This is a genomic window from Flectobacillus major DSM 103, assembly GCF_000427405.1.
Lineage (GTDB): Bacteria > Bacteroidota > Bacteroidia > Cytophagales > Spirosomataceae > Flectobacillus > Flectobacillus major.
The window spans coordinates 2,962,141-2,976,971 of the sequence record NZ_KE386491.1; the positions used below are offsets into that span (position 1 = coordinate 2,962,141).

Sequence of the window (14,831 nt, forward strand, 5' to 3'; positions counted from 1 at the left end):
AACTTATGTCTTCATAATTAATTGGGGGGTTTAAGGTTTGTATTTATTAATGGTATTGAAAAATAATTCAGCTTGTAAATTGCCAAAAATAAGTAACGTTTCTTTTATACGTTATTGTTATTCCAGATATTCATCATTCTGCAATTTTGTTTTCTATTGCTCGCCTAAGGTATCTGCTATTTCTTACAACTCTTCACATTCATGACAATCTGTCCGTCAATCATTTCATAGTTGCCATGAATAATTTTACTGATAAGATTGAGTTTTTCAATCAAAGGCTCATCCGATAAAGTAGCAGTAAGCGTACAATTGGCTACTTGATTTTCATCAACCACGATTTTGATACCGTAAGCCTTCTCCAATTTTTCAAAAACATCTATCAATGGCGTTTCCTCAAAAGTAAAATCATTTTCAGAAAGGACAGGATTGATAATGGCTGGGCTATCAACTAATTTCTTTTCAAACTTGGCCGTTTCTTTAAGATACTCTACTTTTTGATTGGCTGTAATGATTACCCCATGAACAGCAGGATTGATATTATCTTTTAGTTTTTGCCATTCATTATTTTCAAAAACTGATACTTTCCCTGTTTTTACCAAAACCTGCATTTTGTTATCTCCCTTGGGTGCTCTAATAGTAAAACTAGTTCCTAATACTTTGACAACCAGCTCGTTAAAATGCACAATAAAAGGCTGATCTGGATTACGTACTACATCAAAAAAAGCTTCTCCTACTAAACTTACTTCTCTTAATTCTTTATCAAATTTTTCTGGATAACTCACCGAGCTATTAGGTTCAAGTGTTACCTCCGAGCCATCGGGCAAAAGTACCTTCATACTTGTTGTTCCCTTATTGGCTTTTTCTACTTGGTCTGACGACTCATTGTTTATAAATAATTCAGCAATTAAGCTATTCACACTTCGCTCTCTATTGGGTAGCCAAACCCATATCAGACCTATAATTAAGCAAACTGATGCTGCCGCCACAAGCCAATCTACAACTCGATATTTCTTTGTTGGTTCAGAATCCTCAATATTCAAGTTTTTTTCTTCTGCTTTTTTCCAAAAATCTTGTATTTTATCTTCTATGTATTCTTCCGAAATGTCAGGTTGTATATTATGAATATTCAATAGATATATTCTCGCTTTTTCTACTTCATGATGATTATTTTTGCTAGTTGACAACCAAAGCAATAAATCATTATTAGCATCAAATTCTTTGTTGAATACCCAAGCCCTAAATGCTTGATGATTTACAAAGTCAATTGCCTTGAAATTATCATAGTTATTCATATATAAATCAAAATTTGTACTTGTTTACTTAGATTAGAAAAAGGAAGAGCCGAGATACTCGTTTTTTGACAAAAAAAACGACAAATAATTATAAAAAATAATAATCGACTGAATATCAATCTATTAAACTCAATAAAAATATTGAAGCTAACCAGTTATTTCTAAGAATAACGATACTTTGTTGAAGAAGATTAGAAACCGACTGTTTGTTAATATCCATAATAACAGATATTTCCTCATGGCTGAGGTTCTCGTAGTATCGTAAATACAAGGCTTCTTTCTGGCGTTTGGTCAGTAATTTGAAGTATTCATTAAATTTAGAGAGCAATTCGTTCAGATTATCTTCTTGCAAAAGCATGAACTCGATGTTTTCAAATTCAATCATTTGCTCATCATCTTCTTCAAGCAAATCAGTCGATAAATTACTTTTATTGACTGCCCTAATTAAATTATTACGAAGTGCTTTAAATAAATAGTTTTTTACAGAAGCAGGCGTAGAAAGGTAGTCTTTACGTTCTAATAATTCTAAGAATAAATCTTGAATTGTATCTTCAATCAACGATTTATTCTTAGTGAATTTTGTACCATATTGCAAAAGAGAGCGAAAGTATCTTCTCATCAACTCGCTCAGGGCATCTCCATCTCCATTTTTGAAATTAAGCCATAAAAGGCTATCTGAAACATGCTCCTTTGTATGTAATGTTACAATTTTCATATTCAAATGATTCTTGGATGCTCAAACACAAAGGGCATCTGTAAATACCTACAGTTGCTCTGTTGTTTTTTTATACATTGAAAAGTTTAAATGTGTTTGATTGACACAAAACTATAAGTTTTTTTACAATTATAATACTTTTATCCAAAAATATATTTGTATAGTTAAATATCCTTTCAAAGAAACACATTCGATACTTTTGTACCGATATAGATGCTCAGTTATAATACAACAGAATCTATGTATTCATTCACCTCTTTTTATCTATCAAAGCGTGTGTTTTATTCAACTCAACAGTTACTCTGCCTTTATTTGTTTATTTTTTTCTCTAAACAAATTTACATTACAGCCTTTTATATGGAGGACTTTCTCTTTTAAATAGGTTTATCTAGCTCACAGCCAGTATCTACAATATTTTATAATTCTTATATTCTCCTATTCTCCAGCCTGTGGTTTGTTCTATCCACATCTTTATTTGGTTTTTCAGGTTGAGTTTTTTCTCTTGAATATCAAAATCAAATAGCCAATTCATTTTATCTACCCGAGCTTGCATTACTTTGGGGTGTGTGCCATTAAAGAGCGTCAAAGAATCTATTTCCGAATAATCAAAAGCTTCTAACTGTTGGGCTATTTTCTGCACTTTGTTTTCGTCATGCCAAAAACGACTCGAACTTTTAATTTTCTCTTTTTGAATCTCTGGAGGCTTTACCCAACCATAATGATACATATAAGCATCTATGAGTTTTACTTTTAGTTTTTGGTTATCGGCTGTCCTAAACCCCTGAGCATCACGATACGATACAACTTTGCCTGTATTCCGAACTACCCGAATTTCACGACGATACCAACGATGAGCATTGCCAACATAACGATAAGAACCATAAAAATGTAGGTATTTGAATAACAGCCCTTCTACCTCCTTATTGTTGAGGTTTTCTTGCATAGCTTTTTTTATCACAGGCAAATACTGCTCGTGTACCACCTCGTCGCCCTGAATATAAAAACACCAGTCTACATCGGGCGAAACAGCGGCCAATGCCTTATCGGTTTCAACAGCCAGAACCCTCCCTCCTTCACGCAACGAATCGTCCCAGATAGTTTCAATAATCTTGATTTTAGGTGAGTTTATGCTTTTTATCAAACCCAAAGTATCGTCTTCCGAATTACCCACGGCCACCACTACCTCGTCGCAAATAGGCAAAATAGAAGTAATAGCTTCTATAATTGGATAATCAAACTTAATGGCATTACGAACAAATGTAAATCCAGCTATTTTCATGAATCAAATAAAATTTTTAGTCTTTTAAAATACGCCACAACCTTTATAGTCAGCACATTATATACAAAAAAAGGACATTGAGCAATTATTCTGTAAAATCTCATACTCGGCATATCATTGATGCCTTAGAATTTGAGTATCTTTTATCAAGCTTCAAAAGGTAAATATTTAGGATAATTATATAGTGCCTTTGGAGCAATACTATTAATGGTTTTGCCCGATAACACTACCTCATAATACTCCAAATATTTTTGCATCATCTGCTTTGCCGAGAAGCTATCTTGTACATATTCATGGCAAATTTTGGGGTCAAATTGTTCGGTATTTTTGAGTTGTTCGGCCAAATCATTGGCATTGTCCGACAAAAATCCGACCTCAGGTATAATTAGTTCGGGCAGCGAACCATACGGCGTAGCCAATACACAACACCCCATATACAGACTTTCGATGATAGCAATACCAAAAGGCTCGTGCCAAAGTACAGGAAATAATAGTGCTTTTGAGCGGTGAATAAGGTCTAATTTGATTTTGCCCCCTACCATACCATAAAACCTTACATGGCGGTCGGGCGTAAACCGAAAGCCCATTTTAAAGTTTATTCTATGCCCGCCCATTACTACCAATTGCTGTTGGGCTTTTTTGGCTATTTGAATTGCCCCTTTTACATTTTTCACTTTCCAAGAAGCGTTTCCCAAAAAATGGGTATGTCGTCTTTCGTGGCTGTATGAGGGCTTAGGGTAATCTTCAAAATCAATACCATTGTACACAAATGCCTCTGAATTATGCCTTTCTGCATGATTTTTAGAAACAAATACAGAATTCAAATCCAATACTTCATCTGAACGAGGGTTGCCATGAATTGTAAGGACGTAAGGTTTGGAAAAATCATTGGGAGGACGTACACTCAGATGTGCCACATCAATATATGCGGGTACTTGTAGGCTCAACGCAACTGAAGGGTTATAAATCAGTACTTCGGCAAAAGGACAAACCGACCCCTCTGCCACCAGAAAACTCACTTTGTGTCCAGCCTTGACTAGCTCTTTGCCTAGCCACCAAATCATTCGCTCTGTACCACCATACTCAAGAGCAGGAATTATGGCATTATGTGCAATTAATACGTGCATATCTTCGAAAAACAGAGACTAATATCCCATTTATTAACAATTAAAACCAAATATCTCCGTTGGAGGCTAGGTATACATTCAAGTATTATTTATAACTTTAGGACTAATTTTAAACTTAATTACTCAAGCACATGCTTAATTATCTCAAGAAAAAATACACCAAATTTATTGCCAAAAGAAAATTCAGCGAATATGATAATGAAACCATTGTCATCAATATTCCGAATGTCGGCTCTATCAATTTTACTCGCTGGCTCAATCCACTCGAAAAAGAAAAAACCATTAGTAGTAGCCAAATCAACTTTTACAAAAAATTCCTCAAAAAAGGGGATTTTGTCATAGATATTGGTGCTCATATTGGCGATACCACTTTACCGATGGCTCTTGCTGTAGGAGCAGAAGGAACGGTTTTGGCCTTTGACCCAAACCCTTTGGTATTTAAAATTCTTCAGAAAAATGCCGACCTCAATCGTAGCATTTCCAATATTATTCCTATTCCTTATGCTATTGCTGTAGAAGAAGGCGAATATTCGTATAGCTCGTCTGAGGCTAGCTTCAATAACGGAGGAATCAGTGGAAAAAATGGCAAATTTGGCCTTGAGCAAAAAGTAAAAGGCGTTAACTTACAAAAATTTATCCATACCGAATACCCTAATACCAACAAAATATCGCTTATCAAGGTAGACGCAGAAGGATATGACATCCAAATTCTCCAATCAATCAGTGCTTTGATAGACCAGTACAAACCTAATCTTATTTTTGAATGTTTCAAAGATTTGCCCAAAGAAGAGCGTTTTGCGCTGTACGATTATATCGCTAATAAAGGATACCAAATCAATAAAATGGATGATTTTGAAGAAGATGCTGCTATTACGCCTCTCAAAAAAGAGAATATGATAGATTGGAAACACTTCGACATTATAGCATATCCTATTTAGGAAAATATACTCTGCCATGCTATCAGAGCGAGTTGTTCTAATAGCATGGCAACTTTTTAGTCAATCAATGCTTCATTTTTCATACTCAGCATATCCCAATGTACCCTTAGCCAAACCAATAACATCGGGAAAATCATAAGGGCATATTTACGAAGGTACTCGTTTCTTATAAATTTGGGCATGAGGTCGGTAGGGCCAAAACTGGTTACGACTAAGGCAAATATAAACAGGGCTTTTTCTACTGAACCTTGTTGGCTTTGCTGATACCAAATAATTACCCCAACAAATCCTATCAAAAGCGTAGAAGCTTCTGTACCCGAACTTGCCAAAACTACCATCATCAAAGCCGAAGACAACATCAATAATTGATAACGGATATTACTAAACAAGGGATAACGAGTATATCCCAAAGCAAAAATCAATACCGCAGGCAATACAAAATATAGGTTAGAAATAGTGGCATCGCTCATAATTCGGCGTACCATACCCATAACCGATAAATCTTGGTAAGGATTGTCTAGTACTACATTAATGGCGTTTTTCTTCACCAATATAGCCAACCATTCTTGATAACTCTGTAATACATAAGCTGGCGAACTAAAAGCCATTGGCAAAACAAACAATACCGCAATCCAAAACAAACCCGAAGCAATTAGTTTGAGTTTATTTTTTGAGAAAAAGAAGAACGCTAGCCCTACTACACCATAAAGCTTGGTCATTGTACCAAGCACAATACACAATGCCGCCCAAAAGTCTTTTTCTTTCTTGATAAAAATATATGAAAACAAAATCAGGGCAGTAACTATACCATGAAATTGTACATTGATAAGGCTAGTAATACTGCTATTGAGACAAAGCCACGATATAATAGCCTTTGTTTTGTCATCAAAAAATGGCAATTCAAATAAGGCATATACCAACAACACCGAGTTGGCAACGTTCCATAACACCACACCCGATAGCGTTGGTACTATAGCAAAAGGTGCTATCATAACTGTAAACGGGGGGCCATACAAAAACAAATCGACATACTCATTGGGATGATAATCGTAGAGGTGTTTTTGTTGGAGCAGATGATAAAAACTGGTTTTAAAAATAATGAAGTTGTTGATATGGGCGTGTGGGTTGTCACCTGCGAAATATTGTTTCATGGCCATTGCAACGCCCACGATGGCCCAGATAATATAAATGTTTCGCTTGTTCAAAAAAAACTCGAACTTACTATTTTTCATTTTGGTTAGGTATTTATTGTTTTGAAACTTGTTGAAGATATTCCTTCATGGTAATAAACTCTACGCCCAAACTTTTCAGCCAAAGAATATATTCTTCCAAACGTTGTAGCAGTACTTGGTCTGAATGCTTTTTTACATAATTGGGTATCTTATCATATTGCGACAAATCGGTAAACTCCCAAGGGTGAAAGTACAGATTAATAGCTCCGTAGGCATTCAAGGCATTTTTAGAAAATATTTTATACAAACCCAATGGAAGATTTTTAAAACTCAACCAAAACATCGGAAACCGAAGTGTTGGCGATACCGTAGCGGGAATCTGCCATAAATTATCTTGTAAAAAAGGCACTTTGGGTTTGTCTAAGTGATTATAACGACCTGGCAAAAAAGTAGGATTCAACGAGGCATTATACACGTATCCTGCTGTTAGTATATCTTGATTTTCTACGGGCATCATTCTGGCCATTCTAAAGCCATCTATCGACTGACCCGTAATTTCGGACAATAGTTGCTTCGACTTCAACAAATCTACTTTGGGGTCAAAGCTACTATGATACATACCATGCGATGCAATTTCATGATTTTCACCCAATTGCCTCAACAACTCTGGCTGTAACTGAGCATATTGACCTGTACAAAAAATAGTACTTTTTACCTGGTATTTTTCTAATAATGCCTTCAACAACAATGTTCCTTTGGTAGAAACTTCTATTTGTTCAGCCAGAGGAATAATTTGTCCATATTCGAGTGGTACATCAAATTCTTCTACATCAAAAGTTAATATTGCCTTGAACATCTGTGATTTGTTGATTTGAAAATATTTTATACATTAATTATCTACTCACTAGCTTAGTGTACATACTCCAAATAAATACCTACCTGACTACCAAACACTTACCAATCATTTCATTCGGCTACAGACAAGCTATTATTGCCTTTTTACCTGCAAAAAGCTTAGTAGTTCTTGTCGAATAGTTTTCCAGCTCATCGACGAAAAACTTATTCCATCACGCACATGCACCAATATTTTGGCCAAACGCAAATCTTTTCTTCTCGATGCCAATACCACAAATTCCATGTCAAAAAGAAAAGAGTTGATTTGAGTTTTCAAAAACACTTCTTTCCCTCGTTGGTTAAATCCTTTTAAGCCCGACTGTGTATCTTTCACAAACATATTAGGAAAGAAAATATGGTTCATGCTTCGAAGCGATAGCGAAAACACTTTTCTCAAAAAAGGTAACTGGCTGTAATAATGCTCGTCACGAACACCCAATACCACATCAAATTTTTCTTGGTACAAAAGTCGAAACATTTCCCAAGCATTTTCCATCCGATACGGATAATCGGCATCGGTATAAATCACCAAATCGCCTTTGGTTTGGGCAATGGCTGTCCTCAGAGCAAAGCCTTTACCACGATTTTGGGCATAAGTGATATACTGGAAAGAGGGTATGTTTTCATGGAGGAAATTGATATTTTCCTTGGTAACTCCCCGAAGTGAGCCATCATCGACAAGATAGAGATTGACCGCTACCTCTTGGGGTAACTTAGTCACGAAGATTTTAAAATAGTGTACCAGCTCTTGTTCCCAACCCTGATGGGGATTATAACAAGGATGCACTATATCCAATACAATTGTTCGATTCACTGTTTAAAGAGAGCATAAAAAATAAAGATGCAAGTTAGGCTTTTTCTTTCTGATTCATTTCATATAATTTCATGTATTTGAAAAAAGCTCCTTGAGCATTACAATATGAAATCAAATAACCTTCATAACCATACAAAAAACCTTTCTTGATAATGAAGTAATTCCAAAAATGAAAAGTTTTTTTCAGGTAAGCAATAATAGGATGTGTTTGCTTGAGATGCTGGTTTTGTTCGGCAAAAAGTGTGGAATAGTGGTTCATTTTGGCCAAAAGCTGGGTTGCATTTTCATAAGAATAATGATGAATTACGCCCAAGACATCTACCACCTGTAACCCGCTGGTTATTAATCCTTCATGTACATCTTTGTCGTTGAAAGAAGTACTATTTTTATTGAATAATCGGATTACCTTATCATTGCCCCAGCCTGCTCCGTTGATATACTTACCATGATAATATTGTTTTCGCAAAAAACGATACAATTGATGGGGATTTAATGGAAGCGACTCGACAGTATCGAGCAAGGCTTTGTCCAGAACCTCATCGGAATCTACCCACAAAATCCAGTCATTTTTACAAAAGCTCACCGACATATTTCGCATTTTTCCAAAGCCCAAAAAAGGATGCTCATAAATCTGAACATTGGTATACTCACGAGCAATAGCGAGGGTATTGTCGCTAGAACCGTTGTCTAAAATAACAACCTCGTCAAATCCTTGCAGAGCGTCTAGGCACTGGCGAAGTCTTGACGCACTATTTTTGGTAAGAATAGTGACCGATATATTTGAAAAATTTTGCATAAAAACAGCGATTAAGTTCTTTAATATACTTGAATTACGCTACCCTGTTCGGGGTCATTATATACATTAATATAGCGGTCGATTTCCTGCTGTAAATCTTCAACGTGCGAAATTACACCTACTATTCTATTTTCTTTCCTAAGCGATTTTAGGGTATCAAATACCTCTACCAAAGCATCTTTATCGAGCGAACCAAAGCCTTCGTCCAAAAAGAAAAAGTTATGTTGCGATTGCGTCTGAGCATGAATATTGTCGGCCAAGGCCAAAGCCAACGACAAAGCCACCTGGAATTTTTGCCCTCCTGAAAGGGTCTTAACGGCTCTGGTACGTCCTTCGTTGAGTAAATCACGTACTTGGAAGTCGTATTCGGCGGGGCGTACCTCATATATCTCTAATTGTAGCTGCTGACGAGTCATTTTGCTAAAACGCACATTGGCCTGATTACAAAGGTTTTGTAGGTACATAGCCGACACAAAGCTGACAAATCCTGAGCTTTTAAACAACTTTGCGAGGGTATCAATATCGGCTTTGCGGAGTTCTAAAGCCTCTTTTTGTTTGAGCAATTCGGCTTGGTCGGCTAGATCTTTTTTGAGTTTTTCTACCAAATTCCTTAAACCTCCCTCTTCCTTTCGCAAAGCATTCAGTTCTTCGCCAAGCAGGGCTATTTCTTGTTGGAGTTGTGTATGAATAGACTCGTCATAACGCAAGCCTTGGGTTTCGGCTTTCAACTCTTGCAGCCTTGTCCTGTTGGTATTTAGGTCAAGTTTGAAAGTATCAATAGCCGCTTGTTCTTGTTCTACAGCCAAATTGAGTGTTAGTACCGCTTGTACTTCTGCCAAATCCAAGAATGACGAAGCTCGTAACTGCTCTGTTATTTGCTGTTCGAGCGTATCGAGCGAAGTTTGATGTTGGGCAATATTTTTCTGTAAAGCCGTTATTTCGCCTTGCAAAATATGTTGCTGGTCTCGCTGCTGTTGGATTTGTACTTGCAAGGTTTCAAACTCTTTTGAAATTTGCTCATATTTCAGCAATACATTTTTGATTTGGGTTTCTATGGCATCATTAGTTTGATACTCAAAATCGGCCAAGGCAAACTGCTTTATTTGTTGTTCTGCCGTTTTCAACTCAGTATCTTTACTGGCTATTTCCAATGCAATTTTCTGTAAAGTAGCAATAATTTTTTCTTCCAGTTCTACCTGTGCCAGATTAATAGCTTGGTCTTTACTTACCAGACTTTCCTCAATTTGTTTAATTTGTTCGGCTTGATTTTTGGCCAAATCAAAGGCTTTTTGAACCGACTCTTCATCATCTTTTGCAAAATCCGACCACACAAAACCCTGCTCGTGTTCTTGCAATTGAGCCTGTACTGTTTTGTATTGAGCCAAATATTTAGTACGTTCGGCTACCCAAGAAGCAATATTTTCTTCCCAATGCAAACATTTGGTTTTGATAGCCTCTATTTTTTCAGCCTGTTGCTGCCATTGCTTTTGTAGGTTTTTCTCTTGTGCAATTTTTAGGGTAAAATCCTCCTCAGAAGTTAACTTAGCAGGATGATGCACCGCCCCACAAAGCGGACAAGGTTCGTTGTCGATAAGGGCTTGGGCATAGGCTTGTAATGCCTTTTGGGTTTCTAAATAGGATATATGCTGCTGTTGGAGTTCGGCTTTTGATACATAATCGGCCTTCAATTCGTGGAGAAAAGCTACCTTTTCGGCATTTGTGAGCAAGGTTTTGAGCTGTTCCTGTACTGCTTGTAATTCGTCGGAAAGCCACAAATCCTGTATTTGTTTTTCAAATTGGTCGATTTTCAGCTTGCAATCTTTGCCCGACTCTATGATAGTTGTTTGCTGATGCTGTATTTGTTTTTTTTGCGAAAACCAATTGGCAACCAACGACACCCGCTGCACATCTATCAGCTCTTTTTTAATTTTGGCCAAAGATTCGTCTAATACAATACGCTCGTTTTTAAGGGCTTGTATTTTTTGTTTTTGTAATTCTTCTGTTTTTTTACCCTTTTCACTTCTAACTTCAAGGGCTATTTTTTGCGTTTTATATTCCTTCCATTTCAGCACCCACTGCAACTCATCAGCCTCTTTTTTCAGGTTTTCACGGTGATTAAATACAGGTGTAAGAGCCAGCAAACGACTTTCTTCAGCCTGAATTTGGGTCAATGCCTCAGCCTGTTGTTGGATTTTGTGGGCGTATACCTGCTCGTCACGCTGTTTTTCGGCCAAACGGGTTTGTTGCTGCGAAAACAGCGGTTTGAAATGCAACAAACAAGCTTGGTATTGCTTCAAACGGTTTTCTTTATCCTGAAAATGAGGAGCTTGTTGTTCTAAAACCGACAGCCGTACAGTGGTTTCTTCTAACGACCTGAACAACTTAGCCAAAATATCAAGGTTTTTTTCATCAGCAACTTTCTCAGCCAAAGCACTATCCTTGATTTTGACAAGGGTCAAGTTAGCCTGCAACTCATTCTCTCGTTGAGCCAGTTGTTCGGGAGTACTTAGCCCCAACTGAGTGAGTTTTCCTGCCAGATTTTCTAACTGTTTTTCATTTTGTTCTTTGAGTACTTTTACTTTTGGTGCCAAGTCGTATTTACCTAGCTGAAAAATATCGTTCATCATTTGTGCCCGTTTCGACAAAGGCAAATCAATAAACTCTTGAAAACGACCTTGCGGAATAATAATAGTTCTTTTGAAGTTTTCGTAAGAAAGACCAATGATTTTTTCGGCCGAATCCTCCACCTCAATAGGAGCCCAATCGTTGATTTCGGACATCCATTGGTAAGATTTACGTTCAAAAGTTTTTACATCCGAAAACTTCTTGCTATTTCTACGCCCCTTTACAGTAAAGCGGTAAGTATTATTTTCTTTTCCAGCCTGACATACATAGTCTATCAACAACTCATCCGAACGCAGGTTCATCATGTTATAATTACGGTCGTCGCCCGACTTGTTCATGCGTTCGGTATCGCCATAAAGGGCAAACGTAATAGCCTCTAAAATAGACGATTTTCCAGAACCCACTTTTCCAAAAATACCGAAAATAGACGCTTCGGTAAGTTGGGTAAAATCAATAACCTGCGTTTCTCGATAAGAGTATAATCCTTTGAGGGACAACTTGATAGGTATCATAAGTAGCGTAATGAGTATTAAAGCAAATATTATTCTAAGCGTTTTATCTTAACAATTATTGGATAATCAAACTTCTAATCACTCAAGTATCAATACACTTATTTGCTTCATAGCTTTTCTATATTCATTTATTGTCTTTCTATATTGATGTAAAGTTAAAAATTTAAGAAGTTCTTCTGTCGGTCACGCGTTTTTTTAATATTACACCCTACATAGAAACATTGCCAAAAACCAACCCTCAATACTTTTCTAACATCAAATCAGGTGCAAATTAGTGCTAAAAAAGGAATAATAGGAATTATTGTTTTGACAATAAAATCAAAAAATAAGAGTCGACAGGGCAAAAGCAAGGTAGTTTTGAGTATAAAAGTATCTACCTTTAACTTGATAATAGAAATATTCACCCAAATTTTCTAATCCATGAAAAAAGTACTTTTAATGTTTTTGAGCCTCACTTGTTTTACAAATCTCAATGCTCAAAATCGCTATCCGATTATTCCTTTACCGAGCCATTTAGCACCACAAAAAGGGCAATTCAAGCTCAATGCAAAGGTAGGAATACAGGATTTGACCCACAACCCTATTACCCAAATCGCCCTCAAACCGCTCGTTGAAAAATGCCAATTGGCGGCTGGAATTTCGTTGAAAAAAGCCCCAAATGGAGCATCTAGCAACATTATTCGGATTACATTCGACAAGCACATTGACAATCCTGAAGGGTATCTACTACAGGTAAGTCCAACCAAAATAGAAATTAAAGCCAAAGAACCTGCGGGGGTATTTTATGCGGTACAAAGTATTTTGCAACTTTTGCCACCGAGTATCGAGCAAAAAGAAAAAGTAGTATCGACCCGTTGGGATATTCCTTGTGTAAAAATTGAGGATTCACCACGCTTTGGTTACAGAGGCATAATGCTCGATGTGTCGCGTCATTATATGCCATTTGATTTTTTGAAGAAATATATCGACGAGTTGGCAAGCCTCAAAATCAACCGTTTTCATTGGCACTTGACCGACGGTCAGGCATTTCGTTTTGAAAGTAAAAAATATCCGCTTTTGCACACCGCCAAGTCGCCACAATGGCCAACCAACGAAGGCTATTATTCGCAAGATGAAATGCGAGCATTGGTTAAATATGCACAAGACCGCTTCATTACTATTATTCCCGAAATAGACGTTCCTGCCCATTCAAATGCGGCCTTGGTAGCCTATCCGCAGTATGCTTGTCAGGATAGTACAGGCAAGCAACTGTTGTATCAAGGCGAATTTTGTCCGAAAGAAGAATCAGTAGCTTTTGTGAACGATATTATCGACGAAGTTATTAGTATTTTTCCAAGTGAATACATCCATATTGGAGGCGACGAAGCCAGTAAGCAAGCTTGGAAAAAATGCCCTAATTGTCAAAAAAGGATCAAGGAAAGAGGCTTGAAAAGTATTGAAGAATTACAGAGTGACTTTGTGGCTAACCTAGAAAAGCACATTAACGAGAAAGGACGTAAAATGATTGGCTGGGACGAAATATTGGAAGGTGGACTTGCTCCTAATGCTACCGTTATGGCGTGGCGAAGCTTGGAAAGTGGCGTTGAAGCTGCCAAAATGAAGCATAATGCCATTATGTCACCTACATCGCATTGTTATTTAGACTATTATCAGTCTGAAGACCCCAACGAACCCATTGCTTTTGCAGGTTTTATCAATCTACCTCGTATTTATAGCTTTGAACCCGTACCCGATGGCCTAACAGCCGAAGAAGAAAGCTATATTTTAGGCCCACAAGCCAACCTTTGGACCGAGCAAGTACCTGTTGGCTCGCATGCCGAATATATGACTTTTCCAAGGGGTGTTGCATTGGCAGAAGTAGGCTGGTCAAAAAAAGAGGCTCGTAATTACACAAATTTCCTCGACCGTTTGGGGAGCTACCTCACCCGCATGGACTACCGACAAGTGAATTATGCCAAGCATTTTTTTGAGATAAAAACCTCGACGACACGAGCAGCCGACCAAAGTATCCAGTTGGCTTTGCTTTGCGACAACAACAATGCTCCTATTTATTATACCCTAGACGGTAGCACACCAACCGTACAATCGTTTCGCTATGAGTCGCCAATTCCTATTAAGCAAAACACCAATATCAAGGTGGCTACCGTAATGAAAGATAGGATTGTCGATGAAATCAGCCGAACAATTACTTTTAATAAAGCTACAGGATTGCTTATGCAACTGACTACACCACCAAGCAAACGTTATCAGCGAGGGGGTATTGCAGCACTTACCAACGGAATGTTTGGGGGCAATGGTCGCTTCAACGACGAAGAGTGGCTTGGCTGGAACAACCAAGATTTTGAAGGAGTACTGACATGGCCTAATCAACAGTCTTTTAGCAAAATATCGCTTCGCTTTTTTCACAAACCCTCAAGCTGGGTGTGGATACCACGTTTGGTAGCCGTTTGGGGCTCGAACGACGGGCAAAACTTTGAACTTATCCACGAACAAAATGTGGCAGTTCCTAGTCAAGAAGGCGTACTAACGCTTGATTTGAATGTTGGGCAAAAGAGCTTTAAATACCTTAAATTTAAGGCCAATGTATACGGAACCATTCCTGCCAATTATACAGGTGCAGGCGACCCTGCATGGTTATTTGTGGATGAAATAGTGGTAGAGTAACCT

11 protein-coding genes are annotated in these 14,831 nt (G+C 37.5%); 2 read left to right on the forward strand and 9 right to left on the reverse strand.

The window, feature by feature from the left end:
• Positions 1-176: 176 nt before the first annotated feature.
• The 4 genes from FLEMA_RS0123125 to FLEMA_RS0123165 all read right to left on the reverse strand — a co-directional run bounded on the left by FLEMA_RS0123125 (position 177) and on the right by FLEMA_RS0123165 (position 4,413).
• Complete coding sequence (locus FLEMA_RS0123125) at positions 177-1,292, reverse strand: FecR family protein (RefSeq protein WP_026996053.1); 1,116 nt, start codon at positions 1,290-1,292, stop codon at positions 177-179.
• A gap of 115 nt (positions 1,293-1,407) precedes the next feature.
• On the reverse strand, positions 1,408-2,007 hold the full coding sequence (locus tag FLEMA_RS0123135) for an RNA polymerase sigma factor (RefSeq protein WP_026997795.1): 600 nt from the start codon (positions 2,005-2,007) through the stop codon (positions 1,408-1,410).
• 406 nt (positions 2,008-2,413) lie between these two features.
• Positions 2,414-3,286: a glycosyltransferase family protein gene (locus FLEMA_RS0123150; protein ID WP_026996054.1), complete on the reverse strand. Its 873-nt coding sequence runs from the start codon at positions 3,284-3,286 to the stop codon at positions 2,414-2,416.
• 146 nt (positions 3,287-3,432) lie between these two features.
• The gene (locus FLEMA_RS0123165) at positions 3,433-4,413 is read right to left on the reverse strand and encodes a glycosyltransferase (protein ID WP_026997796.1); all 981 of its coding nucleotides are present in this window, start codon (positions 4,411-4,413) and stop codon (positions 3,433-3,435) included.
• A gap of 131 nt (positions 4,414-4,544) precedes the next feature.
• On the opposite strand from FLEMA_RS0123165, the gene FLEMA_RS69710 reads away from it, so the two are divergent.
• Positions 4,545-5,351: an FkbM family methyltransferase gene (locus FLEMA_RS69710; RefSeq protein ID WP_044171892.1), complete on the forward strand. Its 807-nt coding sequence runs from the start codon at positions 4,545-4,547 to the stop codon at positions 5,349-5,351.
• A 56-nt stretch (positions 5,352-5,407) separates the two neighbouring features.
• Here FLEMA_RS69710 and FLEMA_RS0123200 read toward each other — a convergent pair whose 3' ends face one another.
• The 5 genes from FLEMA_RS0123200 to FLEMA_RS0123235 all read right to left on the reverse strand — a co-directional run bounded on the left by FLEMA_RS0123200 (position 5,408) and on the right by FLEMA_RS0123235 (position 12,164).
• Positions 5,408-6,583: a glycosyltransferase family 87 protein gene (locus tag FLEMA_RS0123200; protein ID WP_044171893.1), complete on the reverse strand. Its 1,176-nt coding sequence runs from the start codon at positions 6,581-6,583 to the stop codon at positions 5,408-5,410.
• 13 nt (positions 6,584-6,596) lie between these two features.
• Positions 6,597-7,379 carry a polysaccharide deacetylase family protein gene (locus tag FLEMA_RS0123210; protein WP_044171894.1) on the reverse strand — a complete coding sequence of 261 codons (783 nt, stop codon included), beginning with the start codon at positions 7,377-7,379 and terminating at the stop codon, positions 6,597-6,599.
• 132 nt (positions 7,380-7,511) lie between these two features.
• Positions 7,512-8,231 carry a glycosyltransferase family 2 protein gene (locus FLEMA_RS0123220; protein WP_026997799.1) on the reverse strand — a complete coding sequence of 240 codons (720 nt, stop codon included), beginning with the start codon at positions 8,229-8,231 and terminating at the stop codon, positions 7,512-7,514.
• 34 nt (positions 8,232-8,265) lie between these two features.
• Positions 8,266-9,027 carry a glycosyltransferase family 2 protein gene (locus tag FLEMA_RS0123230; protein ID WP_026996058.1) on the reverse strand — a complete coding sequence of 254 codons (762 nt, stop codon included), beginning with the start codon at positions 9,025-9,027 and terminating at the stop codon, positions 8,266-8,268.
• A 20-nt stretch (positions 9,028-9,047) separates the two neighbouring features.
• Positions 9,048-12,164 carry an SbcC/MukB-like Walker B domain-containing protein gene (locus tag FLEMA_RS0123235; protein ID WP_026996059.1) on the reverse strand — a complete coding sequence of 1,039 codons (3,117 nt, stop codon included), beginning with the start codon at positions 12,162-12,164 and terminating at the stop codon, positions 9,048-9,050.
• A 420-nt stretch (positions 12,165-12,584) separates the two neighbouring features.
• Here FLEMA_RS0123235 and FLEMA_RS69715 point away from each other — a divergent pair, with 420 nt between their 5' ends.
• Positions 12,585-14,828, forward strand: coding sequence for a beta-N-acetylhexosaminidase (locus FLEMA_RS69715; protein WP_044171895.1), 2,244 nt, complete (start codon positions 12,585-12,587; stop codon positions 14,826-14,828).
• Positions 14,829-14,831: the final 3 nt, after the last annotated feature.